This is a genomic window from Marivita sp. (assembly GCF_022763305.1).
In the GTDB taxonomy this organism is placed as follows: domain Bacteria; phylum Pseudomonadota; class Alphaproteobacteria; order Rhodobacterales; family Rhodobacteraceae; genus Marivita.
This window is the reverse complement of sequence record NZ_JALEGT010000019.1, coordinates 49,454-72,776: the sequence shown is the minus strand read 5'-3', so window position 1 is coordinate 72,776 and position 23,323 is coordinate 49,454. Positions and strand designations below refer to the sequence as shown.

Genomic DNA, 23,323 nt, shown 5'->3' with positions numbered 1-23,323 from the left:
GCTTGAACTCGGCCCGGCGCATCGTACCTTACCGTGAAACGGAGGAGTATTGCCGATGCGTCGCCTCATAGCCCTCGCCGGGCTCTGTTTTCTGACGGCAGCGCCGCTGCGCGCTGCAACCATCGAGGATCAGGTCACGACCTTCCAGCTTGAGAACGGGATGGATGTCGTCGTGATCGAGGATCACCGTGCGCCCGCGGTTGTTCACATGGTCTGGTATCGTGCAGGGTCTGCGGATGAGCAGCCCGGTGTGTCTGGCGTGGCGCATTTTCTGGAACATCTGCTGTTCAAGGGGACTGAAACGCTTGCGCCCGGTGAATTCAGCGAGGTCGTCAAGGCCAATGGCGGCACAGACAACGCGTTTACCAGTTTTGACTACACCGCCTATTTCCAGCGTGTCGCGGCAGATCGACTTGGTCTCATGATGGACATGGAAGCGGACCGGATGAAGAATCTTCAGCTTGATCGCGAAGACATCCTGACCGAACGCGACGTGATCATCGAAGAGCGCAATCAGCGTGTCGAGAACGATCCCGGTTCGCTGTTCCGCGAACAGCGGATGGCAGCGCAGTACCTCAACCATCCTTATGGACGGCCCATCATCGGCTGGCGTCACGAGATGGTAAACCTCGATCTGGATGACGCCTTGGCCTACTACAGGCAGTTCTATTCGCCCAACAACGCGGTGCTGGTGGTGGCCGGTGACGTGTTGCCCGACGAGGTGCTTGCGCTCGCGCAGGAGCATTACGGCCCGATCCCGCGAAATGACGCGCTGCCCGAACGGACGCGCCCGTCAGAGCCGCCGCAGATGGCGGAGCGCCGGATCACCTTCAGCGATCCCCGTGTTGCGCAACCCTATGTGATGCGCACCTATCTTGCGCCGGAACGTGATCCCGGAGATCAGCGCAAGGCGGCCGCGCTGACCTTGCTGGCCGAAGTGCTGGGAGGGTCACAAACAGCGGTGATGCCGCAAAAGCTTCAATTTGAAGAAAAACGCTCCGTCTATGCCGGAGTCTTCTACAGTGGACTGTCCTTGGATGACACGACCTTTGGTGTGGTGAATGTCCCGGCCGAGGGTGTGAGCCTTGAAGAGGCCGAGGCCGATATGGATCGCGTGATTGCAGAGTTTTTTGAAACCGGCGTTGATCCGGTTCAGTTGGACCGTATCAAGTTTCAACTCCGCGCGGCGCAGGTTTACGAGCTGGACAGCTCGAACTCACTGGCCAACCGGTACGGTGCGGCACTCGCCTCGGGTCTGACCATCGACGATGTGCATGAATGGCCGCGTATCCTGCAATCCATCACGCCCGAGGAAATCATCGCGGCCGCAAAAGATGTGTTTGATCGTGACAACGCCGTGACCGGATTCCTGCGCACGGCCGAGGAGGTGACGCAATGAAGTTCTTTGGTGCGCTGATCACATTCATGCTGCTGGCAACCGGTCCGTTGCGGGCAGAGATCGACATTACCGAAGTCACCAGCCCGGGCGGCATCAACGCCTGGCTGGTGCAGGAAGAGTCGATTCCCTTCGTCGCTCTCGAGTTGCGGTTCAAGGGAGGGGCGTCGCTTGACCTTCCGGGCAAGCGTGGGGCCACCAACCTGATGGTCGGATTGCTGGATGAAGGCGCGGGCGAGCTTGAGTCCCGCGCGTTTTCCGAGCGCGCTGAATCGCTGGCAGCCAGTTTCGATTTCGACATCGGCGATGATGCCGTATCGATCTCGGCCCGGTTCCTGACCGAAAATCAGGACGACGCGCTTGCGCTTCTGCGCGACGCGATCACCCGGCCGCGCTTCGATCAGGAGGCGATTGATCGGGTCAAGGCGCAGATCGTGTCCGGCGTGCGTTCGGACGCTCAGGATCCCGACACGATCGTTGGTGCCACTTTTGACAGCATGGTGTTCGGCGATCATCCCTATGGTTCCGCCATCGAAGGCACCGAAGAGAGCATCGCCGCGCTGACGCGAGACGATCTGATCGAGGCGCATCGAGGCGCGCTGGCCCGTGACCGGGTTTATGTCGGCGCGGCGGGTGACATCTCTCCCGAGGAACTGGCCTCGCTGCTGGACAAGCTTCTGTCGGATCTGCCTGAAACCGGAACACCGCAAGCGCCGGATGTGACGGTGTCTACCGAGGCTGGTGTGACCGTGGTGCCGTTCGATGTGCCGCAATCCGTTGCCCTTTTTGGGCATGTCGGGATTGCGCGGGACGATCCGGATTTCTTTCCGGCCTATGTTCTGAACGAGATCCTTGGCGGTGGCGGGTTCGAAGCCCGACTGATGGAAGAGGTGCGCGAGAAGCGCGGTCTGACCTATGGCGTCTACAGCTATCTCGTGCCCAAGGACCACGCGGCGCTGTATCTGGGACGTGTGTCGAGCGCCAATGACCGCATTGCCGAAGCCATTGACGTGATCCGCGACGAATGGACCAAGCTGGCCGAAAATGGCGTCACCGAAGAGGAACTGGCCACCGCCAAGACCTATCTGACTGGGGCGTATCCGCTTCGCTTTGACGGGAATGGGCCAATCGCGAATATCCTTGTCGGCATGCAGATGGATGATCTTCCGGTGGAGTACGTGAACACCCGGAATGCGCAGATCGAGGCGATCACGCTTGAGGACATCAAACGTGTCGCGGCGCGGATTCTGAAACCGGAGGCTTTGCATTTCGTGGTGGTGGGGCAACCCGAAGGTCTCGACTCCTGAATTTGACCATTTGGTAAAAAACGAAAGGCCGCGCTTCAGAGGCGCGGCCTTTTTGTATTTCGAGGCCAAATCCTTCAAAGGATTTGGCCAAACTCTTTCAAGAGTTTGCCCCGCTCAGTTCAGCAGTCCGGCATGGCGCAGACCGCTGTCGATCAGATCGCGCGTCGGCTGCGAGACCGGGAAGAGCGGTGCGCGCATCTCCTCGTCACACAGGCCCAGACGGCTCATGGCGTATTTCGCGCCACACAGGCCCGGCTCGACGAAGATGCTGTGATGCAGCGGCATCAGGCGATCCTGAAGCTCCAGCGCAGTCATGTAGTCGCCGATCAGCGTCGCTTCCTGCATCTGGGAACAGAGGGCAGGGGCCACGTTGGCGGTGACCGAAATGCAGCCGACACCGCCCTGCGCGTTGAAGCCGTGCGCGGTGGCGTCTTCGCCTGACAGCTGGACAAAGTCCTTGCCGCAGGTGATCCGCTGGGCGCAGACGCGCGCCAGATCACCGGTTGCGTCCTTGACCCCGATGATGCGCGGCAGCTTGGCCAGTTCGCCCATTGTCTTGGGCGACATGTCCACGGCCGACCGGCCCGGGATGTTGTAAATGATGATCGGCAGATCGCAGGCATCATGCAGCATGGTGAAATGCCGGATCAGCCCGTCCTGCGTCGGCTTGTTGTAGTAGGGAGTCACGACGAGACCCGCCTGAGCCCCGGCCTTTTCGGCATGCTGCAGAAAGCGGATCGCCTCGTCGGTGTTGTTCGACCCGGCCCCCGCGATGACGGGAATGCGCCCGGCGGCGGCTTCGACGACGAAAGACACAACCTCTTCGTGTTCCTCGTGGGTCAGGGTCGGGCTTTCGCCCGTGGTGCCGACGGGGACAAGCCCGTGGCTGCCCTGATCGACATGCCAGTCCACAAGTTTCTTGAGCGTGTCAAAATCCACTGCACCGTTCTTGAACGGTGTGACCAGTGCAGGCATCGACCCTTTGAACATCGTCACGCTCCTTTTCGTGTGTGGCACTTTCGCCGTTACACCTGTCCCGCGAATGTGAGTTGCAGGTCGCGGGGTGCAGGCTATCCTTTAGCGTGCCGTCTATCCTGTTTCATCGGAGAAAATGCAAGCCATGTTTCGGCGTATCGCGATCCTGACGGTGCTTCTGCTGTCCTTTCCCCTGAGCGTTCTGGCCCAGCAGGGGACGCGTCCGTTGGAGCGGGCGATGGACCTGATGCGCGAAGGCAACTGGGCCGCAGCGCAGATCGAGGCGCGGGGTGACGGGCAGGCGGCGCTGGATGTGATCCTGTGGCATTACCTGCGCGCGGGACTCGGCTCTGCGCGGGAGGTGCAGGATTTTCTGGCGCGCAACCCGGATTGGCCGGGGCTCCCGTTTCTCAAGGAAAAGAGCGAGGGCGCAATGGCCGCGGCCTCTGCAGAGGCAATCCGCGCATTCTATGCCGATCACGAACCTGAAACCGGAGCTGGGGCCCTTTCGCTGGCACGGGCGTTTCTGACGGCGGATGACCGGGCGAGTGCCGATGCAGTGATCCTGAACGCGTGGACGCAACTCACGCTGACCGCCGATGAACAGAGCGCGTTTGTCGCCGGGTATGGAGACCTGATCCGGCCACATCACACGTCCCGGCTGGACGCCATGCTGTGGCGGGGCAATGCCGGCAACGCACGAGCCATGTTCCCGTTGGTCGGAGAGGATTGGCGGGCCCTTGCGGAAGCGCGCCTTGGATTGCGCGAGGATGTGGCGGGTGTCGATACGTTGATCAATGCGGTGCCTGCCGCCCTCGGTTCGGATGCGGGTCTGGCCTACGAGCGCTTTGCCTGGCGCATGCGCAAGGGGCGGACGGATGACGCGGTCGAGCTGCTGCTGGCCCGCTCATCCTCTGGCGAGTCCTTGGGCCGGCCCGAGCTCTGGGCACGTCAAAGGGACGACCTTGTGCGGCGCCTGATGTGGGACAAGCGGTATCAGACGGGCTATGACGTGGCAGCGAGCCATCATCTGGACGAGGGATCATCCTTTGCCGATCTGGAATGGCTGGCTGGCTACCTGTCCCTGCGGTTCCTCGGCGAACCCAAGCGCGCGGCCCAGCATTTCCGCGACCTGCGCGGTGGAGTGGAATCTCCCATCTCGTTGGGGCGGGCCGGGTACTGGTTGGGCCGCGCGCTGGAGGCGGCTGGTGATGCCGAGGGGGCTGCCAAGGCCTATGCCTTCGGGGCGCAGTACCAGACGTCCTTTTACGGGTTGCTGGCAGCAGAGGCGGGCGGTCTTCCGCCTGACCCGATGCTTGCAGGCAACGAAGTCTTTCCCGACTGGCGCGATGCAGCTTTCACACAATCGTCCGTCTTCACGGCCGCGATTCTCTTGCTCGACGCCGAAGAAAAGGTGTTGGCCGAGCGGTTTTTGACCCACCTCGCGGAGTCGCTCGACCGTCAACAGATCGGACAGATGGGTCAGATGCTTGAGGATTTGGGCTTGCCGCACATCCAGGTGATGCTGGGCAAACGCGCGGCGCAGTACGGGTTCGAGGTGCACGCGCCCTATTACGCGCTGCACCCGGTTGCCGAGCTGGAACATCCCGTTCCGACAGAGCTTGTTCTGGCGATTGCGCGCCGGGAATCCGAGTTCGATCCGGGTGTGATTTCCCCCGTTGGCGCGCGTGGGTTGATGCAGGTGATGCCACGCACGGCCCAAGAGGTCGCCGGGTGGCTGGATATCGAATACTCCGAGACCAAGCTGCTGACCGATCCGATCTACAATGCGGTCTTGGGTGCGACCTATCTCGAACGGCTGGCGCAGCAGTTCAACGGCAATGCGGTGATGATCGCCGCGGGATACAACGCGGGTCCCAGCCGACCGGAGCGTTGGATGCAAGAGCGTGGTGACCCCCGGCGTGGCGAGATGGACATCATCGACTGGATCGAACACATCCCCTTTACCGAGACACGCAACTACGTGATGCGCGTCACCGAAAGCCTGCCGATCTACCGTGCCCGGCTGGGGCGTGATCCGCATCCGGTGCCATTTTCGGAAGAGCTGAAAGGCTCAACCCTTCTGCCGCTGACGCCACAGGGTGAATAGGCCCGCGCCGACGATCAGGCTTGCCCCGAAGACGACATTGGGGCGGATCGCCTCTCCGAAGACCATGATGCCAAGGCTCGCTGCGAACGGCAGTTGCAGGTAGGCGAAGGGTTGAACCGCGCTGGCCTCGGCCACGTCGTAGCACTTGATCAGCAGGTAATGCCCGGTTGCCCCGGTGATGCAGAGCAGCGCCATCATGGCCCAATCGGTGGGAGTCATTGGTTCCCAGAACCAGATGCCGATCAGGGTCATGAACACCGCGCCCACGGTGCCCGTCCAGAAAAAGCTGGTGGCGGCGCTGTCCTTGCGGGCGGCATAGCGGGTGAGCAGGCCGTAAAGGGCGAACATCAGCGCAGAGATCGCCGGGATGATGGCGAGGGGTGAGAAGACGCCGAAGCCGGGTTGCAGGATGATGAGGATGCCGACGAAGCCCACACCAATCGCTGTCCAGCGCCGCCATCCGACCTGCTCGCCCAGGATCGGGCCAGACAGAGCCGCGATGAGCAGGGGGTAACAGGCGAAGATCGCGTGGCTCTCGACCAGACCGAGATAGGTGAACCCGAGCACCATGACGCAGATCTCGGAGGCCAGAAGCAATCCTCGGAAGCCTTGCAGCCAGGGCTGGGTGGTCGCTGCCGCCGCACGCAGGCCTCCTGCGCGGCGGCTGGCAACGAACATCACGAAGGCGGCGAAAAACCAGTAGCGGATCATCACCACCATCAGCACGTTGTATTCGCTGGCCAGATGCTGCGAGAGGCCGTCCTGCATGGCGAAGACGAAAGTGGTCGCCACCATGAGCCAGATGCCCAGGCGGTTGTTGGTCTCGGTCATGTCAGTCGGCTTTCCGGGCGATGGTCATGTGACGCTTGCGGCCAAAGCCGGGGATGCGGGTGGTGACAAGACCCGCCGCATCCAGCGTGCGGCGCACGTGTCCGGCGGCGGTGTAGGTGGCGGCGGTGCCAGTGGGCGCGGTTTTTTCGGCGACGCAGGTCAGAAGCCCGGGCTCCCAGAGTTCAGGGTTCTTGGCGGGGGCAAAGCCGTCAAGGAACCACGCGTCGGCGGGGCGGGGCATGGTTTTTACGGTTTCACGCGCGTCGCCTTCGATAAGGGTGAAGTGCAGGTCTGGCAGGGTGATTTCGCGCGCGCTTGCCGCCCAGAACGGGGCGAGGTCCTTGGCAATCGGGGCGAGGTCCGGGAACGCCTGCTGTGCGCGGATCATGTCTTGGGGCTGCATCGGGAAGGCTTCGAAACTGGTGTAGTGCAGCGTGCCGGCCTGACCGCTGGATCGCCAGAGGTCGAGCGTTGCCAAGAGGTTCAGCCCTGTGCCGAAACCCAGTTCGGCGATGCGGAACCCGTCCCTGAACCGCGCAGGCAGGTCATTGCCTGCAAGAAACACGTAACGCGTTTCCGCCAGGCCATTGTCGAGCGAAAAATAGGGATCGTCGAACCGGCGGGAGACAGGCACATCCCCATCGCGCCAGTCGAGCGGTTCCGTCTGGAGTTCCATGATGACATACCTTAGCGACAGCGCGACCTTGGCGAGGAGAGACCGGAATGGCAATGCCCGAAATCACGGTGCGCGGTGCGGGGATATTCGGCCTGAGCATCGCGTGGATTCTGACGCAACGCGGCGCGCGGGTGCAGGTCGTTGATCCGTTCGGGGCCGGTTCGGGATCAAGCGGTGGCCTGGTCGGGGCCCTGGCACCGCATGTGCCGGAGAATTGGAACGACAAGAAGGCGTTTCAGCTTGAAAGTCTGCTGATAGCTGAATCGTTCTGGGCCGATGTGCAGGCGGTCGGCGGTGTCGATCCCGGATATGGCCGTACCGGGCGGTTGCAGCCGATTGCGGACGGTCATGCCCTGGAGTTGGCGCAGGCGCGGTGCGACGGCGCCCGCGATCTCTGGCAGGGGCAGGCGGTCTGGGAGGTGATCCCGGCTGCTGAAGGCGGTCCCTTCGCGCCGGTTTCACCGACGGGTTTTCTGATCCGGGATACCTTGACCGCGCGGATGCATCCGCGTCAGGCCTGTGCCGCTCTGACAGCCGCTTTGCATGCCAAGGGCGTGAATGTTGCCACGGAAGCTCCGGATCGAGGTGCGGTGATCTGGGCAACCGGCTGGCGTGGATTGTCGGATTTGTCCAAAGCGTTCGGACGACCGGTCGGAGCGGGGATCAAGGGCCAATCCGCGGCTATGTCCTATGACGCCGGGCCGGTGCCGCAGGTATTTGTCGACGGCTTGCACATCATCCCGCATGCAAATGGGACGGTTGCCATCGGCTCGACCAGTGAGCGGGAGTTCGACTCGCCCGATGGTCTGGATGCCCAATGCGAGGAGCTGATCGCCCGCGCCATCGCCGCTATGCCGGTGCTTGCGGGTGCGCAGGTGGTGGATCGCTGGGCCGGTGTGCGGCCTCGGGCGCGGTCACGCGCGCCAATGCTCGGGATGTGGCCGGGGCGCGACGGGCATTTCATCGCCAATGGAGGGTTCAAGATCGGATTCGGTATGGCACCCAAGGTAGCAGAGGTGATGGCTGATCTGGTGCTCGACTCGCGTGACGCGATCCCCGCAGGTTTTCGCGTCGACGCGTCTATGTGACGGGGGTGGCGTCGATGGCCTTGGCGATCTCGGCCACGCCCGGGTCAATCCGCGCCTGGGCAATCGAGCTGTAGGCCAGCCGGTAGTAATTCCGTGGCGGGGCGTCTCCGGCAAAGAACGCGGTTCCCGGTTCGATCAGAACGCCGATGCGGCTCAGGCGGTGGGCCAACTCTTCGCAATCGACATGCTCCGGGGCACGCATCCAGAAGCTCGATCCGCCATGTGTGCCCTTGCCCGCGATGGTCAGCCCGTGTTTGCGGATGGCATGTTCCATGATCACCCGCCGGTCATTGAGGGCCTTGCCCGTGCGGCGGATCAGGCTGTCATAGTGGCCGAGGCTGAGGAAGTAGGCGGTCGTGCGCTGGGTCAGACCCGGCGGATGCCGCAGCATCGAGGCCCGCAACGCGCGCGCCTCACGGATAAAGGGGGCCGACCCGACAAGATAGCCAAGGCGCAGTCCGGGAAAGAGCGACTTGGAGAAGCTGCCGACATAGATCACGCGTCCGTCCTCATCGAGGCTCTTCAGCGCAGGCATGGGCGGCTTGAGAAAGGCCATCTCGAACTCGTAATCGTCCTCGACGATCAGCGCGTCGAGCGCGCGAGCGCGCGCGAGCAGCGCCTGCCGGCGCGCCAAGGGCATCGTGCAGGAGGTGGGGCATTGATGACTGGGCGTGGTGAAGATCACGTCGGTCCGTTCGGGGATCCGGTCAGGCGGTAAGCCGTCTTCATCCACATCGACGGCGCTCAGGTGACAGCGTGACTGTGTCAGCACCCCGCGCAGCGCCGGATAGCAGGGGTTCTCGATCACTGCATGGCGCCGCTGGGTCAGAAGGACCTGCGAGGTCATCCAGAGCGCGTTCTGGGCCCCCATGGTGATGAGCACCTGATCCGGGCTGGCCGTGATTCCGCGACGTGGCAGCGTGTGGCGGAGAATGAATTCGACAAGCTGCGGGTCATCCTGATCATAGTAGTCGCGGGTCAGCGCCGCGAAGTCCCGAGCGCCAAGAGCCTGTAATGCGCAGAGCCGCCAGTTGGCATGATCGAAGAGTTGCGGGTCCGTCTGGCCATAGAGAAACGGATAGCGATACTGCGCCCAATCCTGCGGCTTCACGAGGGTCGCCGTTCCGGTGAATTTCTGCCCGAGCGCGCGCGACCAGTCGATCGCGTCGTCCCGCCGGGCCGTATCCGCGAAATGCGGCGGTACGGGCGCCTCGTTGGACACATAGTATCCGGATCGCCCTTTCGAGGTCAGGTAATCGTTGGCAAGGAGTTCGGTATAGGCGAGCGTCACGGTGATGCGGCTGACAGCGAGATGTTGTGCGAGCTTTCGGCTGGATGGCAGCTTCTCGCCGCGTCGGAACCGACCCGACAGGATCCCTTCGGCCACCATCTGTTGGATGCGGGCTTGCAGCGTGCCTTTGGTGTCAGGTTTGAGAAAGAAGTTTTCGACCGGGATTGCCATTCCGGAAGTCTAGATTGGACTTATCCTGTTGGCAATCTGGTCTTACCATGAGCGCGTCGGCCACGAACCGCACCTTGCCCAAGAATTTTATGGGGCGCGCCCAGAATCTTCGTACGAAGATTCTGGCAACCGTCCGTTTCAATCGCGTTAATGCGGCAGGGTGGCGACGGCACGCTGCCTGCCCTGCCGCATGGTGTTGAGGATTACTCCGTCCAGCTCACACCGGTGAGGTCGGTTGCCTGAGTGGGCGCGTTCTGCCAAAGACCCTTGATCCGGGCATCTGCAACCGTCGGGAATGCCAGCTGGAACAGATACCCGTTGACGTAGTCGTCCGCGATCATGGTCTGGGCCTGCGCGAGCAGCTCCGATCTTTTCGCCGGATCGCTGGTCGCGCCCAAAGTTGTCATCAGTTCCTGAAACGCCGGGTTGTCATACTGGAAGTAATAATCCGGGCGCGCATAGATACCGATATCGAACGGTTCGGTATGGCTGACGATGGTGAGGCCGAAATCCTTGCCGCGGAACACTTCCTCGAGCCATTGCGCCCATTCGAGATTGGTGATCTCGGTCTCGATTCCCACTGCGCTCAGCTGCGCTGCGATGATCTCGCCGCCGCGCCGGGCATAGGACGGCGGCGGCAGCTTGAGTGTGGTGGTGAAACCGTCAGCAAGCCCTGCCTCGGCAAGGAGCGCCTTGGCGCGCTCGGGGTCGTGAGCCGACGTCCCGGTCAGATCGACATAATCGGGATTGTGCGGCGCGAAATGCGTTCCGATCGGTGTGCCAAGGCCGAACATCGCCCCGTCGATGATGGCTTGCCGGTCGATGGCATGGGAAATCGCCTCACGGACGCGAACATCGTCAAGCGGCGGCAACTTGTTGTTCATCGCAAGGATCGTTTCGCCTTCGGTCGAGCCGACAAGGACCTGGAAGCGCGGATCGGCTTCGAATTGTGGCAGGTTCTCCGGTGCCGGGAAGCCGGCGAAGGCGTCGATGTCCTGGGCCATCATCGCGGCAAAGGCGGCGGTCGGGTCCGAGATGAACTTGAAGGTCGCCGCCTCGAGTGCCGGGGTGTTGCCCCAGTAGTCGGGATATCGGCTGATCTCGATCCGGTCGCCCTGCACCCAGGTGTCGAACTTGAAGGGGCCGGTGCCGATAGGGGTCTGCTTGATGCCGTCGATGCTTTCGGGGGCAACGATCACGGCATCCCCCCAGGCCATGTTGAACAGGAAATTGCCGTCCGGGGCCGACAGGGTGACTTCGACTGTCGCGGGGTCGATCACGGTGACTTCGGAAATACCGGCAAAGAGCGCCTTCTGCGCATTTGCGCTGTCTTCGGCGCGGGCGCGGTCAAGTGTGAACTTCACGTCCTCGGCATCCATCGTGGTGCCGTCGTGGAAGGTCACGCCGTCGCGAAGTTTGAATGTGTATGTCGTCCCATCGGCGCTGATCTCCCAGCTTTCGGCAAGGCCGGCCACGACCGACCCATCGGACATGAAGCGGGTCAGCCCTTCGAACACATTGGAATAGAGAACCGAATCGATGGCCCCGGCGGCAGCGCTGGTGGGATCGAGATGAGGTGGTTCGAGCTGAAGTGCGATGGTGAGGTCGGTTTGCTGCGCCATCGCAGGGAATGACAGCAGCGCGGCGGCAGCGGCGCCCCGAAGGAAGTGGTTGATCATGGTGTCCCTCCTGTGATTGCGCGCAGTTTCACGGCAAACCGTCCTGCAATCAAGCACATGCTGTGGCGCTGCCCGGAAATTGGCCTCGGCAGCCCAGCCATCAGAGAACAGCGCATCTGCCTTGGACGGGCCGTGGCACTCAGGGGATCAGCAGGGTTTCAAGTGCGCGTCCCATGACCTTGGCGCTGTCCAGCATGTCGGTGATTCCGACCCATTCGTCCGGTTTATGTGCCAGTTCCAGAACGCCCGGGCCATAGGCGATACAGTTCTTCAACTTACCGATCCGGTCGATGTGTTTCTGATCGTAACTGCCGGGCGAGGCGACATAGGTCGGGTCCTGGCCCAGAACCGATCGGATCGCGTCATGAACGGTGGTGACGATGGGCGCGGCCTTGTCCGTCATCGACGGGATGACCCGGTTGATCTCGCGAATCTCGTAGTCGAAATTCGCGCGCCGTGCCTTCAGGTCATCAAGCAGGTCGATCACCTCCTGCCGGACCGCATCAATGGGTTCTTCCATCAGAAAGCGGCGGTCGATCACGATACGGCAGCTGTCGGGCACGCAATGGGCGGGCAAGCCGGTATAGTCGCTGGCCTGTTCGGGCTGGCCGCCATGGATCGAGTTGATGTTCATGGTGGACTGGCGCGCGCCTTCGGGAACAACGGGCATATCGGTCCAACGCGCGGCCATCGCCGGATAGAGCGTCTCTTCGAATGCTTGCAACACAGCACCCATGTGGCGCACTGCGCAATCTCCGAGGAAGGGCATCGAGCCATGGGCAATCTCACCCTTGGTTTCGATCTCGGCCCACCAGCCGCCCCGATGGCCAAGGCAGATGCGATCCTTGTTCAGGGGTTCGGGAATGATGACATGCTGCACGCGTTTGGGGTCGAACCAGCCCTGCTCGGCCAGGTAAGCGACACCGCCATACCCGCCGGATTCCTCGTCGGCCGTCCCGCTGATCTCGATGGCACCCGCGTAATCAGGATGTTCGGCGATAAAGGCCTCTGCTGCAATGATCGAGGCCGCCAGCCCCCCCTTCATGTCACAGGCACCTCGGCCGTAGATCCGGTCCTCCCCGACATCACCGCCAAAGGGGTCGCGGGTCCATCCGTGGCCGACCTCAACCACGTCGGTATGGGAATTGAAGTGCACGCAGTCGCCCGGTCGGATGCCGTTGTGGCGCGCGATCAGGTTCCACCGGGGATACCGGTCGCTATCGCCGGGGGCGCCTTCAGCCCGAACCCAGGTGGTTTCAAACCCGGCGCGGGACAGGCGGACATCCAGGAGATCGCAAATGGCCGCATAGTTTTCGCCGGGCGGGTTCAGCGTGGGAATGCGGATCAGCTCTTGCGTCAGCGCAATCAGATCATCGCGCCGATCATCAATCCTTTGGAAAAGCCCGTCTGTCATCTGTCACCTCGCTGTTCGCGCCAGTGTCGCGGGGTGACGTGGCCTTGGCAAGGCTCAGCGCCATACCAGAGGTGGCACCGCCCCGATGGGCAACGGTCCGAGAAGCACCCCGCCTTTGTCGAGCCCGAGGGTCACATCCAACGCATCGCGTGAACCACCAAACGTGGCGAGCATCCCGAGAAGGTCGATCAACCCATCGCCAAGACCCGGCGGCAGGTCGCCAGACGCCTGAGCGGCGGCAATCGCATCGCGCCAATTCTCGGCGCTGACGTGGACTTCGCCGCTGGCGCGCCCCTGCGCATCGAGTTCGGCGTCGCCCGTCAGTTTGAACGTCACGCCGCCATAGCTGAGTTCAGAGCGATGGAGGGTGATCCGTGTGGGTTGCGGCGTGCTGCTTTCGAAAAGGTCAAAGGTCAGAGCGCGGTCGAGCGCAAGATCCATCTCGGCGCGCAGGCTGGCCATGGAGTCGGGGCCGATCCCCGGGGTGCGGGTGGCGATGCTGCCCAACGACAGCGCCACGCGATACGTGTCGGGGCTCGGCTCGATCCGGTGCACCGCCGCGTTCACGTCTGCCAACGCGAGACTCTGATCCGGACCTTCGAGATTGAGGACGGTGGCTTCGAGGTTGGTGCGGATGAGCGTTCCGTCGTCGTGAATGACGCTCGCGCGCAGTCCATCCGATGAAAGCGCAATTTCGCCTTGCGGCGTTGTGACGGTCTGGCTGTCTGGCCAGGCGACGATGACATGGCCCTGTTTATACGTCAGGCCAAAGACTTGCAGGAACGGCGCCTGCCATCCGAACCCGTTTTCGGGCGCGCGCAGCACCGGTGCGGTAAGTGTTAGGTCGGTCCGGTTGGGAAAGCCGCGCACCGTGAGATCGGCATAGCGCGCCTCAAGGCCCGCTGCCTGCTGTTGCTCGAACCAGTCGGCCACATCGGTGCGCAGGGCATTCGAAGCATAGACCCACCAGCCACTATAGGCCAACGTGGCCACAATGATCGCGCCAAGTAGACGTTTCACCCGCACCCCCTTTTCCCCGTGCCGCGTTTGGTGTTTACCGCGCCCGGAAAGGCAGGACCAGCATCATGACGCTTTGGGTTTTCGGCTACGGATCGCTTTTGTGGAATCCGGGTTTCACACCGGTCGAAACGGTGCATGCCCGACTAAACGGGTATGCACGCAGCTTTTGCATGCGATCGATCCACCATCGCGGAACCGAAGAGGACCCGGGACTGGTGCTGGCGCTTGACGCGCATCCTGCAAGCGCGTGCGAAGGTCTGGCGATGAAGATGCACGAGGCCGAGTACGACGCCACGATGGCCTATCTGCGGGAACGCGAGCTGGTGTCTTCGGCGTATCTCGAGAAAATCCTGCCGCTGACCTGCGCAGACGGTCGCGAGGTTTTGGCCGTGACCTATGTAATCGACCCGGATCACGTCCAGTATTGCGGTGCACTGGCCCTTGAAGAGCAGGCGCAGATCATCGCGCGGGCGGTCGGCGGGCGGGGGCCGAACAGCGAATACCTGTTCAACACGGCCTCTCATCTGGCTGAACTGGGCATTCCGGATGCAGAACTCGACTGGCTGTGTGCTCGGGTGCGGGAGTTGATCGCTTAACAGCTTGGCGATTGGCGGCGAACCGCCTAGAGTTGGCCCCGCAGAACAAGAAAATCGTCAGGAACTGTCCGAATGGATCAGCCGGACATCGAGGCCGAGCCGCAGTTTTCCCAGCCTGTCCGACAGGTGCTCATGATGCTCCTTGTGTTGGGGCTCACGGGGTTTGGCGGTTTCCTCGCCTTGCCACGGGTCTTGCCCGTGTTCGAATCCAATCCCTATCTGAACGGGTTCATTGCCTTTGTTTTCGTGATCGGGGTGCTGGCCTGTTTCTGGCAGGTCTGGCAATTGATCCAGTCGGTACGCTGGCTGGAGCAATTTGCCCGAGAGCGTGAACGGGGATTCCAGGGCAAGGCGCCCCTGCTGCTGGCGCCCTTGGCGACTTTGCTGCGTTCGCGCGGAAAGCGCATGCAGATCAACACGACGTCGACCCGGTCGATCCTCGATTCCGTGGCCACCCGCATCGACGAAGCGCGCGAGATCACGCGCTATATCGTCAACCTGCTGATCTTTCTGGGCCTGTTGGGCACGTTCTATGGTCTTGCGACCACGGTGCCGGCGCTGGTGGATACCATTCGCGGACTGGCTCCGGAGGATGGCGAGAGCGGGGTCGAGGTATTTGCCCGCCTCATGAATGGGCTCGACAGCCAATTGTCGGGTATGGGCGTCGCGTTCGCGTCGTCATTGCTGGGTCTTGCGGGCTCTCTTGTGGTTGGTCTGCTCGAACTTTTTGCCGGGCATGGCCAGAACCGGTTTTACCGCGAGCTTGAGGAGTGGCTGAGCTCGATCACCAAGCTGGGCTTTTCCAGCGGCGATGGTGACGGAGCAGGCGACATGGGTACAGCGGGGGTCATCCTCGACCAGATGGTGGAGCAGATGGAGGCGATGCAGCTCTTGTTCGCCCGGTCCGAGGAAGGCCGCTCCGAAGTCGAATACCGGCTGGGTCAGCTGAGCGACACGATCGAACGCATGACCGAACGGATGGAGGCGACAGCCCCCAGCGCGACGGCCTTCGCCCGGATTGCCGATACGCAGGAACGCTTGATCGATGTTCTGTCGCACAAGTCGGACAACGAGGGGCTTGATGCGGAAAGCCGGATGCGGTTGCGGTCGATCGACGTGCAGATGTTGCGCATCCTCGAAGAAGTGGCTGCCGGGCGTCAGGAAACCATGGCAGAGCTTCGCACCGATCTGAACGCCATTGCCCGTGCACTGGACCGCATGGCGCGGACGTCTGGGCGCAAGGCCGACAAAGGCGAGGGCTGATCCATGGCCTTGTCCCGTCGCACCGGCGCCCGGTTCCAGGCCTCGATCTGGCCTGGGTTCGTGGACGCTATGACGGGCTTGTTGCTCGTGCTGATGTTTGTGCTGACCATTTTCATGGTGGTGCAGGCGGTTCTGCGCGACACCATCACCGGGCAGGAAAACGAGCTGAACTCCCTGTCCTCCGAAATTGCCGAGCTGGCCCGGGCCCTGGGCGTGGAACGGCAACGGACGACGTCGCTGACCAACCAGCTTGGCGCGTTGAACGCCACATTGGACGACACGCAGGCGCGATTGACGGAACAGGAGGCGATCATCGCGTCCCTGTCCGCCACACGGGACCGGCAGGCAGCGGCCCTTGATGCGGCGGATGCCCGGATCGCGTCGTTCGAGGAACAGGTGGCGGGGCTTTTGTCCGAACGGGATTCGGCCCGGGATCAGGTGGCCGATCTTACGCAAACCCGCGATCAGCTCTTGTCAGAGCAGGAAGCCCTGAACCTTGCCCTGGCCACAGCCCGCAGCGAGATCGACGAACAGGTCGAGGCGGCGCGGCTGGCAGCGGCCCGCCGCGAGGCGCTTGAGGCGTTGGTGGCGGATCTGAGGGCAGAGAATGCGGCGACGACCGAACAGGTCGGTGCCTTGACGGCTCAGGTGGCGGATCTGGAAAATGCGCTGAGCGACGAGGAAGCGGCCAAACTGGCCGAGGCTGCTGCGGCCGAAGCTCTGCGCGCGCGGTTGGAAGATGCGGATGCCGAACTGACGGCCATGACCATGGCGCTCGAGGAGCAGCGGGCGCGGGCCGAAGAGACATTGACCATGCTTGCAGCCGCGCGGGATGCCGAAGAGGACCTCAATGCGCGCCTTGCGGCAGCGCTTCTGGAAGGCCGTGAAACAGCAGAGAGCTTGCAGGCACGGCTGGATGCCGCTTTGGCCGAGAGCGACGAGAAGCTTGCGACGCTTCAGGCGCAATTGGATGCCGCTGTCGCGCAAGGCAGCGAGACCGAGGCCAGCCTGCGGGCGCAACTGGCAGCCCAGGCGACCCGGATTGCCGCTTTGGAACAGGAGATCGCCGACGCTCAGGTCGATCGAACAACGCTTTCCTCGCTTGAGGCGCGGCTGTCGCAGGCCTTGATCCGCGTGTCCGAAGCCAATGCGCTCGAAGCGCGTCTGGAACAGCTGCGCGCAGAGAATACGGCACTTGCTGCGGATCTGAGTGGTTCGGAAGACACAACCGCTGAACAGCAGGCGACGATCGAGGCGCTTCGGCAGGCCTTGGCAGAGGCGCAGGCGCAAGCCGCTGCGCGCACCGAAAGCGAACAGACGCTGGAACAACGGCTGGCCGCCGCTCTGGCGCAACAGACGTCCGCCGAAGCAACGCTTGAGGAAACGCGCAACCAGCTGGCGGCCGCGCTGGCCGCGCAGGTTGCGGCCGAGACCGCGCTCGAGGACCGGTTGAGCGAAGCGGACCAACGCCAACTCCTGCTGGAGCAGGCGCGAGACCGTCTGAACGCGGAAACCCAGCGGGCAACCGAGGCACAACGGCAGACCGAATTGCTCAATCAACAGGTGGGCGCGCTGCGGCGGCAATTGTCGTCGTTGCAGGCGCTTCTGGACGAAGCCCAGGCGCGGGACATGGAAGCGCAGATCCAGCTTGAGAGCCTTGGCAGCGAGCTCAACACAGCATTGGCGCGGGTGGCCGCAGAAGAACGGCGGCGGCGCCAACTGGAAGAGGCAGAGCGTATTCGGCTCGAGGAAGAGCGGCAGAGGCTTGAGGCAGAGAAACAACGCCTCGCGGGGGAAAATCAGGATCTGGAGCAATATCGGTCTGAATTCTTTGGCCGACTGCGCGAGGTTCTGGGCAACCGCGACGGCGTCCGGATCGAAGGCGACCGCTTTGTCTTTTCATCCGAAGTGCTGTTCCCTTCCGCACAGGCGTCGCTGTCGCCGGAAGGCCGGGCACAAGTTGCCAATGTTGCTGCGATCCTGCGGGATGTTTCGCAGGATATTCCCGAGGGCATCAACTGGATCATCCGCGTGGACGGACATACCGACAACGTACCCTTGTCCGGTCAGGGGCCTTTCGCGGACAACTGGGAATTGTCACAGGCGCGCGCCTTGTCTGTGGTGCGGTACATGATCGACGATCTGGGCATCCCGCCGCGCCGTCTGTCGGCCAACGGGTTCGGAGAGTATCAGCCGGTCAATACAGCAGACACGCCAGAAGCGCGGGCGCAGAACCGGCGGATCGAGTTGAAGCTGACCGAGCAATAGGCGCTATTCAACGATGACGTCGGCATGCCGGACAGCAAGAATGGTCCTGCCGCGCACCAACTGCACATAACCTCGATAGGCACCCTTGACCCAGCCAGCATCCGGCGCGCGTTTGCCATAGGCGCGCATGAGTTGCGCCTGATCGTCTTCCAGGTAGGCCGAGTGGGTGAAGACCTCACCGTCCGGCCCAATCATCGTAAAGTCGATCCGATCGTGGGCGTCACCGTGAAATGCGTGAGCATAAAGGACCATCGCATCCATTGGTGACAGCGTGGTCCGGCGGGCTGCCCCCGATTGGACCTGTGCGAGATCCGGCACCGCGTTCGAGACACCAACGGTGAAAAGGCCGGCATCTACATATCGAGGAGGCTCCAGCCATAACGTGTTTCGGGTCTCGGCGCAGGCATTGGTTTTGCCCGGCGCGAAGGGGTCAATGATGTCAGCGCCCTGGGTGATCGTCAGGTGCAGATGCGGGTAATTCGTCAGACCGCTCAGCCCAACCTCACCCAACAACTGGCCTTTGACCACGCGTTGGCCGGGCGTGACGCGCACGGACCCCAGCTTCATGTGGCAGTAGACCGATTGATAGCCGTTGCCGCGATTGATGCGAACCGCGTTGCCGCATTCCTGCCCGTTCAGGTCGGTCCCCGGAACATAGGGTTGATCGGGGCGCGTGTTGCGGATGGCCTCGACCCGGCCATCGGCTGCGGCAATCACACGAACGCCCGCATCCATCTGTTCAAAGCTGAGCAGGGCGAAATCCGTGCCGCTGTGCCCATCCCGGGTTTTCAGACCGCATCGGTAATCCGAAGTGGCGTCGGTTGGATCCACATCCGGGTAATCCTCGATCACGCAGGTTTCGCCCAGAACGCAATCAAGCGGCATCCCCAAAAAGGAAACGTCCGCCACAGCAGCTGTGGCGGACGCAAAGACTATGGCGATCAGACCGCGGATCACTCCGCCGTCAGAAGCGGGGGTTTCTTGCTGGACAGGCGCGGATTGTCCGGCCCGAAGGTTTCCAGCAACAGGTTGCCGTCCTTGATGGACACGCGCACCACACCGCCTTTGGCCAGCTTGCCGAAGAGCAGTTCCTCGGCCAGCGGTTTCTTGATCTCTTCCTGGATCACACGGCCCAAGGGACGTGCACCCATCTTGTCGTCGTAGCCTTTGTCGGCCAGCCATTCGGCGGCAGGCTTGGTCAGCTCGATGGTCACGTTGCGATCCATCAACTGCGCCTCGAGCTGCAGCACGAACTTCTCGACGACTTGCAGGATCACCGACTTCGGCAGCGGCGAGAACGAGATCACGGCATCCAGACGGTTGCGGAATTCCGGCGTGAACGTGCGTTCGATCGCGGCGGTATCCTCGCCCTCGCGGCGGTCACGACCAAAGCCGATGGCGGCTTTCGCCTGTTCCGCTGCTCCGGCGTTGGAGGTCATGATCAGGATCACATTGCGGAAGCTGACGGTGCGTCCATTGTGATCGGTCAGTGATCCGTGGTCCATCACCTGCAACAGGATGTTGTAGACATCCGGGTGCGCCTTTTCGATCTCGTCAAGCAGCAGCACGCAATGCGGATGCTGATCCACGCCATCGGTGAGCTGACCGCCCTGGTCGAAACCGACATATCCCGGAGGCGCACCGATCAGACGGCTGACGGCGTGTTTCTCCATGTATTCCGACATGTCGAAGCGCAGCAGTTCCACACCCAGCGTATCCGCCAGTTGCTTGGCAACCTCGGTCTTGCCGACACCGGTCGGACCCGCGAAGAGGTAGTTGCCGATGGGCTTCTCCGGTTCCCGCAACCCGGCACGGGCCAGCTTGATCGCCGACGACAATGCCTCGATGGCGGCGTCCTGACCAAAGACAACGCGCTTGAGCGAGCTTTCGAGATCCTTGAGCACCTCTGCATCGTCCTTCGACACGTTCTTTGGCGGAATGCGCGCGATCTTGGCCACGACTGCCTCAATCTCCTTGGCGCCCAGCGACTTGCGCCGCTTGGATTCCGCGACCAGATGCTGCGCCGCGCCCGCTTCGTCGATTACGTCGATGGCTTTGTCGGGCAACTTGCGGTCATTGATGTACCGCGCCGACAATTCCACGGCCGTCTTGATCGCGTCGGCGGTGTATTTGACGTTGTGATGCTCCTCGAAATAGGGCTTGAGGCCCTTGAGGATCTTGATCGTATCTTCCACCGACGGCTCGTTCACGTCGATCTTCTGGAACCGGCGGCTCAGCGCGCGGTCCTTTTCGAAGTGCTGACGGAATTCCTTGTAGGTGGTCGACCCCATCGTACGCAGTTTGCCACCCTGCAGCGCGGGCTTGAGCAGGTTGGAGGCATCCATCGCGCCACCAGAGGTCGCGCCGGCGCCGATCACCGTGTGAATCTCGTCGATGAAGAGCACCGCGTCGGGATGTTCCTCGAGTTCGTTCACGACCGCTTTCAGACGCTCTTCGAAATCACCGCGATACCGGGTGCCGGCGAGAAGCGCGCCCATGTCGAGCGAGTAGATGGTCGTCTTCGACAGAACCTCGGGCGTTTCGCCCGCAACGATCTTGCGCGCCAGACCTTCCGCGATGGCCGTCTTGCCCACGCCCGGATCACCCACCAGAAGCGGGTTGTTCTTGCGGCGGCGGCACAGCACCTGGATGCAGCGCTCCACCTCGGAATCCCGGCCGATCAGCGGGTCGATGTCGCCTTCGCGCGACTTTGCATTCAGGTCCACGCAGTACTTGGACAGCGCCGATTCCTTCTGTTCGCCTTGCGGTTCGGAAGACTGTGTTTCCTCTTCGTTTTCCGCAGCCCCCGTCACGGGGCGGCTTTCGCCATAGGCCGGGTTCTTGGCCACGCCATGTGCGATGAAGTTCACCGCGTCGTAACGGGTCATGTCCTGATCCTGCAGGAAGTAGGCGGCATTGCTTTCGCGTTCGGCAAAGATTGCGACCAGAACGTTCGCTCCGGTCACTTCGCTGCGGCCCGAGCTTTGGACATGGATCGCCGCGCGCTGAATGACGCGCTGGAATGCGGCGGTCGGGACCGCTTCGGACCCTTCGATATCGGTGACGAGGTTCGACAGATCGTCGTCAATGTAATCGACAAGCGTCGTTCGCAGCTCTTCGGTGTCGACCGAACACGCTTTCATCACGCGGACTGCGTCGGGTTCGTCGATCAGCGCCAGCAACAAGTGCTCCAGCGTTGCGAACTCATGCGATCTCGAATTGGCCAGAGCCAATGCCGAGTGGATTGCCTGCTCAAGGGTATTCGAAAATGAAGGCACGATTGAGTGCTCCTTCTTTTGGGTGTCGTGACGCACGCTACGGCACAACTGTCATCTTGGTATTAAACTGTGGTCGTTACCTACAAACCTTCAAGTTTTTTCTTCGTCTTGACAGGGTACTCTGGTGCGATTGCGCGCACGTTCTTGTGAAATTGCCTCAGAAGCGATCCTTACGGGCGCGAATTTCGGCAAATACGTCAACGGGCTCTGCGCCCAGCATGTCCAGATGCGCTTGAATCGCGGGGTCAGCGGCGCGCAGGAAGGGGTTTGTCGCCGCTTCGTCGGAAAGTGTGCTGGGAACCGTCGGTTCATTGTTATCCCTCAATGAACTTATGCGGTCCACCCGTGCTTTCAAGTCCGGATTGTCGGGGTCGATTGTGACGGCAAAGCGTGCATTGGCCTGCGTGTATTCATGTCCCGAGCAAATCAGGGTGTCAGGGGCCAGTGCGGCCAGTTTTTGCAGGCTGTCCCACATCTGCGCAGCCGTGCCTTCGAACAGGCGACCACATCCCAGCGCCATCAGGCTGTCGGCCGTGAACGCATAGCCCGAGCCTTTGGCGACGAACGCGACATGGCCCAGGGTGTGCCCCGAGACGTCGAGCACATCGATCGCCTCGCCCCCGAATTCGAAACGGTCGCCATCTTCCACTTCCCGGTTCAGCGGCGGGAGGCGGTGCCGGTCGGCCTTGGCGCCGGTGATCTTGGCATCGTGCACGGCCAGAAGATCATCGACGCCGCCGATATGGTCATGATGGTGATGCGTCAGCCAGATCTCGGTCAGCCGCCACCCGCGCAGGGACAACTCATCAAGGATCGGTTTCGCCTCAGGCACGTCGATGCAGGCCGTGTCGCCGCTGTCGCTGTCATGCAGCAAATACGTGTAATTGTCTGACAGCGCGGGCAAGGTGACGAGTTCAAGAGGCATGGCGTTTCTTTCCGTGGAGGTTACATTCGGTTTAACCTAGGCCAAATCAAGTGGAGGCCCAAATGCATCTCGACGTTCATCGGCTGCACGGCTTCTACTACCGCAGCGCGTTGGGACGGGTTGCGCAGCGTGTCGTTCGCGATCAGGTCACCGCCTTCTGGCCCGAAGCAAAGATGCAATCGGTCGGCGGGTTCGGGTTCGCCGTACCGTTGCTCCGTCCCTACCTGGCCGATGCCCGCAGGGTGATCGGGCTTATGCCGGCACAGCAGGGGGTCATGCCCTGGCCTGCGGGGATGCCCAACGTTTCCGTGCTGTGCGAGGAAACGCTCTGGCCGATCGAAAACGGGCGGTTCGACAAGTTGATCGTGATGCATGGGCTGGAAACCTCGGAGCGGCCCTCGGCCTTGCTCGAAGAATGCTGGCGCGTGCTTGGGCCGGGAGGGAAGGCGCTTTTCATCGTGCCGAACCGATCCGGTCTCTGGGCACGTTCGGATGCCACGCCCTTCGGGTATGGCCGTCCCTATTCGATGGGCCAACTCGAGGCACAACTCAAGGACCACAATTTCGCGCCCCAGCGCCATACTGCGGTGCTCTATCAACCCCCGTCCACGCGGCGCTTCTGGATGAAGACCGGCCGCTTCTGGGAAAAGATGGGGCGCAGCGTGTCCGCCTTGATCGCTGGCGGCGTGCTGATGGTCGAAGTCACCAAGACGAACCCGACACCCCGGGGCACGAAAGCGCAGAGCCGTGTGCTCAACCCGCTTGGCAATCTCGTTCCGACGCCATCGGCCAAGCCGGCGCGGGCGCGGGTGCAGGGCAAGAGCACGGTGTTGGAGCATGGGAAATCCTGACGTCATTCACAGTCTGCCTCGTTTTTGTGCAAGAGGGGTGCCATTCCAAACAGCCTCGGACATGCAGAACATGGCGTTGTGCGCGGGCAGGAATCGCCATTCATGACCAATCCGCTCGGAAAAGATGCAACTTTCTTGCGCGCAATAGGTCGCACTTGCACTTAACCCTTTGTTAACATGGTGA

18 protein-coding genes are annotated in these 23,323 nt (G+C 62.2%); 8 read left to right on the top strand and 10 right to left on the bottom strand.

Going from position 1 to position 23,323, the window contains the following annotated elements; all coding sequences use genetic code 11:
- Window positions 1–55 precede the first annotated feature (55 nt).
- Together MRY75_RS03690 and MRY75_RS03685 are read left to right on the top strand one after the other, a co-directional pair.
- Window positions 56–1,399 (top strand): pitrilysin family protein, encoded by a 1,344-nt coding sequence (locus tag MRY75_RS03690; RefSeq protein ID WP_292305797.1) that lies wholly within the window; start codon window positions 56–58, stop codon window positions 1,397–1,399.
- Entirely contained in the window at window positions 1,396–2,703 is a 1,308-nt protein-coding gene (locus MRY75_RS03685; protein WP_292305796.1) for a pitrilysin family protein, read from the top strand. The genes MRY75_RS03690 and MRY75_RS03685 overlap by 4 nt, the downstream gene beginning before the upstream one ends.
- Before the next feature lie 114 nt (window positions 2,704–2,817).
- On the opposite strand, the gene dapA is transcribed toward MRY75_RS03685, so the two are convergent.
- Window positions 2,818–3,693 carry a 4-hydroxy-tetrahydrodipicolinate synthase gene (dapA, locus tag MRY75_RS03680; RefSeq protein WP_292305835.1) on the bottom strand — a complete coding sequence of 292 codons (876 nt, stop codon included), beginning with the start codon at window positions 3,691–3,693 and terminating at the stop codon, window positions 2,818–2,820.
- A gap of 130 nt (window positions 3,694–3,823) precedes the next feature.
- Here dapA and MRY75_RS03675 point away from each other — a divergent pair, with 130 nt between their 5' ends.
- Complete coding sequence (locus tag MRY75_RS03675; RefSeq protein ID WP_292305795.1) at window positions 3,824–5,788, top strand: lytic transglycosylase domain-containing protein; 1,965 nt, start codon at window positions 3,824–3,826, stop codon at window positions 5,786–5,788.
- On the opposite strand, the gene MRY75_RS03670 is transcribed toward MRY75_RS03675, so the two are convergent.
- Window positions 5,753–6,619: a DMT family transporter gene (locus tag MRY75_RS03670; protein WP_292305794.1), complete on the bottom strand. Its 867-nt coding sequence runs from the start codon at window positions 6,617–6,619 to the stop codon at window positions 5,753–5,755. The two genes, MRY75_RS03675 and MRY75_RS03670, sit on opposite strands and share 36 nt — an antisense overlap.
- Before the next feature lies 1 nt (window position 6,620).
- Window positions 6,621–7,295 carry a tRNA (5-methylaminomethyl-2-thiouridine)(34)-methyltransferase MnmD gene (gene mnmD, locus MRY75_RS03665; RefSeq protein WP_292305793.1) on the bottom strand — a complete coding sequence of 225 codons (675 nt, stop codon included), beginning with the start codon at window positions 7,293–7,295 and terminating at the stop codon, window positions 6,621–6,623.
- Window positions 7,296–7,342: 47 nt separating this feature from the next.
- On the opposite strand from mnmD, the gene MRY75_RS03660 reads away from it, so the two are divergent.
- Complete coding sequence (locus MRY75_RS03660; protein WP_292305792.1) at window positions 7,343–8,383, top strand: FAD-dependent oxidoreductase; 1,041 nt, start codon at window positions 7,343–7,345, stop codon at window positions 8,381–8,383.
- Here the strand turns inward: MRY75_RS03660 and MRY75_RS03655 are convergent.
- The 4 genes from MRY75_RS03655 to MRY75_RS03640 form a co-directional block, all read right to left on the bottom strand.
- Window positions 8,376–9,845 (bottom strand): PLP-dependent aminotransferase family protein, encoded by a 1,470-nt coding sequence (locus MRY75_RS03655; protein ID WP_292305791.1) that lies wholly within the window; start codon window positions 9,843–9,845, stop codon window positions 8,376–8,378. The two genes, MRY75_RS03660 and MRY75_RS03655, sit on opposite strands and share 8 nt — an antisense overlap.
- A 203-nt stretch (window positions 9,846–10,048) precedes the next feature.
- A complete protein-coding gene (locus MRY75_RS03650; RefSeq protein WP_292305790.1) occupies window positions 10,049–11,524 on the bottom strand; it encodes an ABC transporter substrate-binding protein in 1,476 nt (491 codons plus the stop codon).
- A gap of 139 nt (window positions 11,525–11,663) precedes the next feature.
- A complete protein-coding gene (locus MRY75_RS03645; RefSeq protein WP_292305789.1) occupies window positions 11,664–12,938 on the bottom strand; it encodes an acetylornithine deacetylase/succinyl-diaminopimelate desuccinylase family protein in 1,275 nt (424 codons plus the stop codon).
- A gap of 54 nt (window positions 12,939–12,992) precedes the next feature.
- A complete protein-coding gene (locus tag MRY75_RS03640; RefSeq protein WP_292305788.1) occupies window positions 12,993–13,958 on the bottom strand; it encodes a DUF2125 domain-containing protein in 966 nt (321 codons plus the stop codon).
- A 65-nt stretch (window positions 13,959–14,023) separates the two neighbouring features.
- Between MRY75_RS03640 and MRY75_RS03635 the strand changes: the two genes are divergently transcribed.
- From MRY75_RS03635 to MRY75_RS03625, 3 genes are all read left to right on the top strand, one after another.
- Window positions 14,024–14,554, top strand: coding sequence for a gamma-glutamylcyclotransferase (locus MRY75_RS03635; protein WP_292305787.1), 531 nt, complete (start codon window positions 14,024–14,026; stop codon window positions 14,552–14,554).
- Between the two features lie 72 nt (window positions 14,555–14,626).
- Window positions 14,627–15,817: a biopolymer transporter ExbB gene (locus tag MRY75_RS03630; RefSeq protein ID WP_292305786.1), complete on the top strand. Its 1,191-nt coding sequence runs from the start codon at window positions 14,627–14,629 to the stop codon at window positions 15,815–15,817.
- Between the two features lie 3 nt (window positions 15,818–15,820).
- Entirely contained in the window at window positions 15,821–18,085 is a 2,265-nt protein-coding gene (locus tag MRY75_RS03625; protein WP_292305785.1) for a peptidoglycan -binding protein, read from the top strand.
- A 3-nt stretch (window positions 18,086–18,088) separates the two neighbouring features.
- Here MRY75_RS03625 and MRY75_RS03620 read toward each other — a convergent pair whose 3' ends face one another.
- The 3 genes from MRY75_RS03620 to gloB form a co-directional block, all read right to left on the bottom strand.
- Window positions 18,089–19,042 carry a M23 family metallopeptidase gene (locus MRY75_RS03620; RefSeq protein WP_292305784.1) on the bottom strand — a complete coding sequence of 318 codons (954 nt, stop codon included), beginning with the start codon at window positions 19,040–19,042 and terminating at the stop codon, window positions 18,089–18,091.
- On the bottom strand, window positions 19,039–21,363 hold the full coding sequence (gene clpA / locus MRY75_RS03615; protein ID WP_292305783.1) for an ATP-dependent Clp protease ATP-binding subunit ClpA: 2,325 nt from the start codon (window positions 21,361–21,363) through the stop codon (window positions 19,039–19,041). The genes MRY75_RS03620 and clpA overlap by 4 nt, the downstream gene beginning before the upstream one ends.
- 157 nt (window positions 21,364–21,520) lie before the next feature.
- The gene (gloB, locus tag MRY75_RS03610) at window positions 21,521–22,288 is read right to left on the bottom strand and encodes a hydroxyacylglutathione hydrolase (protein ID WP_292305782.1); all 768 of its coding nucleotides are present in this window, start codon (window positions 22,286–22,288) and stop codon (window positions 21,521–21,523) included.
- Between the two features lie 62 nt (window positions 22,289–22,350).
- Between gloB and MRY75_RS03605 the strand changes: the two genes are divergently transcribed.
- Complete coding sequence (locus MRY75_RS03605; protein WP_292305781.1) at window positions 22,351–23,139, top strand: class I SAM-dependent methyltransferase; 789 nt, start codon at window positions 22,351–22,353, stop codon at window positions 23,137–23,139.
- The last annotated feature ends 184 nt before the right edge of the window (window positions 23,140–23,323 follow it).

Excerpts from the sequence above, each read along its gene's own strand:
- MRY75_RS03690 (WP_292305797.1), top strand. The coding sequence starts at position 56 with ATGCGTCGCCTCATAGCCCTCGCCGGGCTCTGTTTTCTGACGGCAGCG.
- MRY75_RS03685 (WP_292305796.1), top strand. The coding sequence starts at position 1,396 with ATGAAGTTCTTTGGTGCGCTGATCACATTCATGCTGCTGGCAACCGGT.
- dapA (WP_292305835.1), bottom strand. The coding sequence starts at position 3,693 with ATGTTCAAAGGGTCGATGCCTGCACTGGTCACACCGTTCAAGAACGGT.
- MRY75_RS03675 (WP_292305795.1), top strand. The coding sequence starts at position 3,824 with ATGTTTCGGCGTATCGCGATCCTGACGGTGCTTCTGCTGTCCTTTCCC.
- MRY75_RS03670 (WP_292305794.1), bottom strand. The coding sequence starts at position 6,619 with ATGACCGAGACCAACAACCGCCTGGGCATCTGGCTCATGGTGGCGACC.
- mnmD (WP_292305793.1), bottom strand. The coding sequence starts at position 7,295 with ATGGAACTCCAGACGGAACCGCTCGACTGGCGCGATGGGGATGTGCCT.
- MRY75_RS03660 (WP_292305792.1), top strand. The coding sequence starts at position 7,343 with ATGGCAATGCCCGAAATCACGGTGCGCGGTGCGGGGATATTCGGCCTG.
- MRY75_RS03655 (WP_292305791.1), bottom strand. The coding sequence starts at position 9,845 with ATGGCAATCCCGGTCGAAAACTTCTTTCTCAAACCTGACACCAAAGGC.
- MRY75_RS03650 (WP_292305790.1), bottom strand. The coding sequence starts at position 11,524 with ATGATCAACCACTTCCTTCGGGGCGCCGCTGCCGCCGCGCTGCTGTCA.
- MRY75_RS03645 (WP_292305789.1), bottom strand. The coding sequence starts at position 12,938 with ATGACAGACGGGCTTTTCCAAAGGATTGATGATCGGCGCGATGATCTG.
- MRY75_RS03635 (WP_292305787.1), top strand. The coding sequence starts at position 14,024 with ATGACGCTTTGGGTTTTCGGCTACGGATCGCTTTTGTGGAATCCGGGT.
- MRY75_RS03630 (WP_292305786.1), top strand. The coding sequence starts at position 14,627 with ATGGATCAGCCGGACATCGAGGCCGAGCCGCAGTTTTCCCAGCCTGTC.
- MRY75_RS03625 (WP_292305785.1), top strand. The coding sequence starts at position 15,821 with ATGGCCTTGTCCCGTCGCACCGGCGCCCGGTTCCAGGCCTCGATCTGG.
- gloB (WP_292305782.1), bottom strand. The coding sequence starts at position 22,288 with ATGCCTCTTGAACTCGTCACCTTGCCCGCGCTGTCAGACAATTACACG.
- MRY75_RS03605 (WP_292305781.1), top strand. The coding sequence starts at position 22,351 with ATGCATCTCGACGTTCATCGGCTGCACGGCTTCTACTACCGCAGCGCG.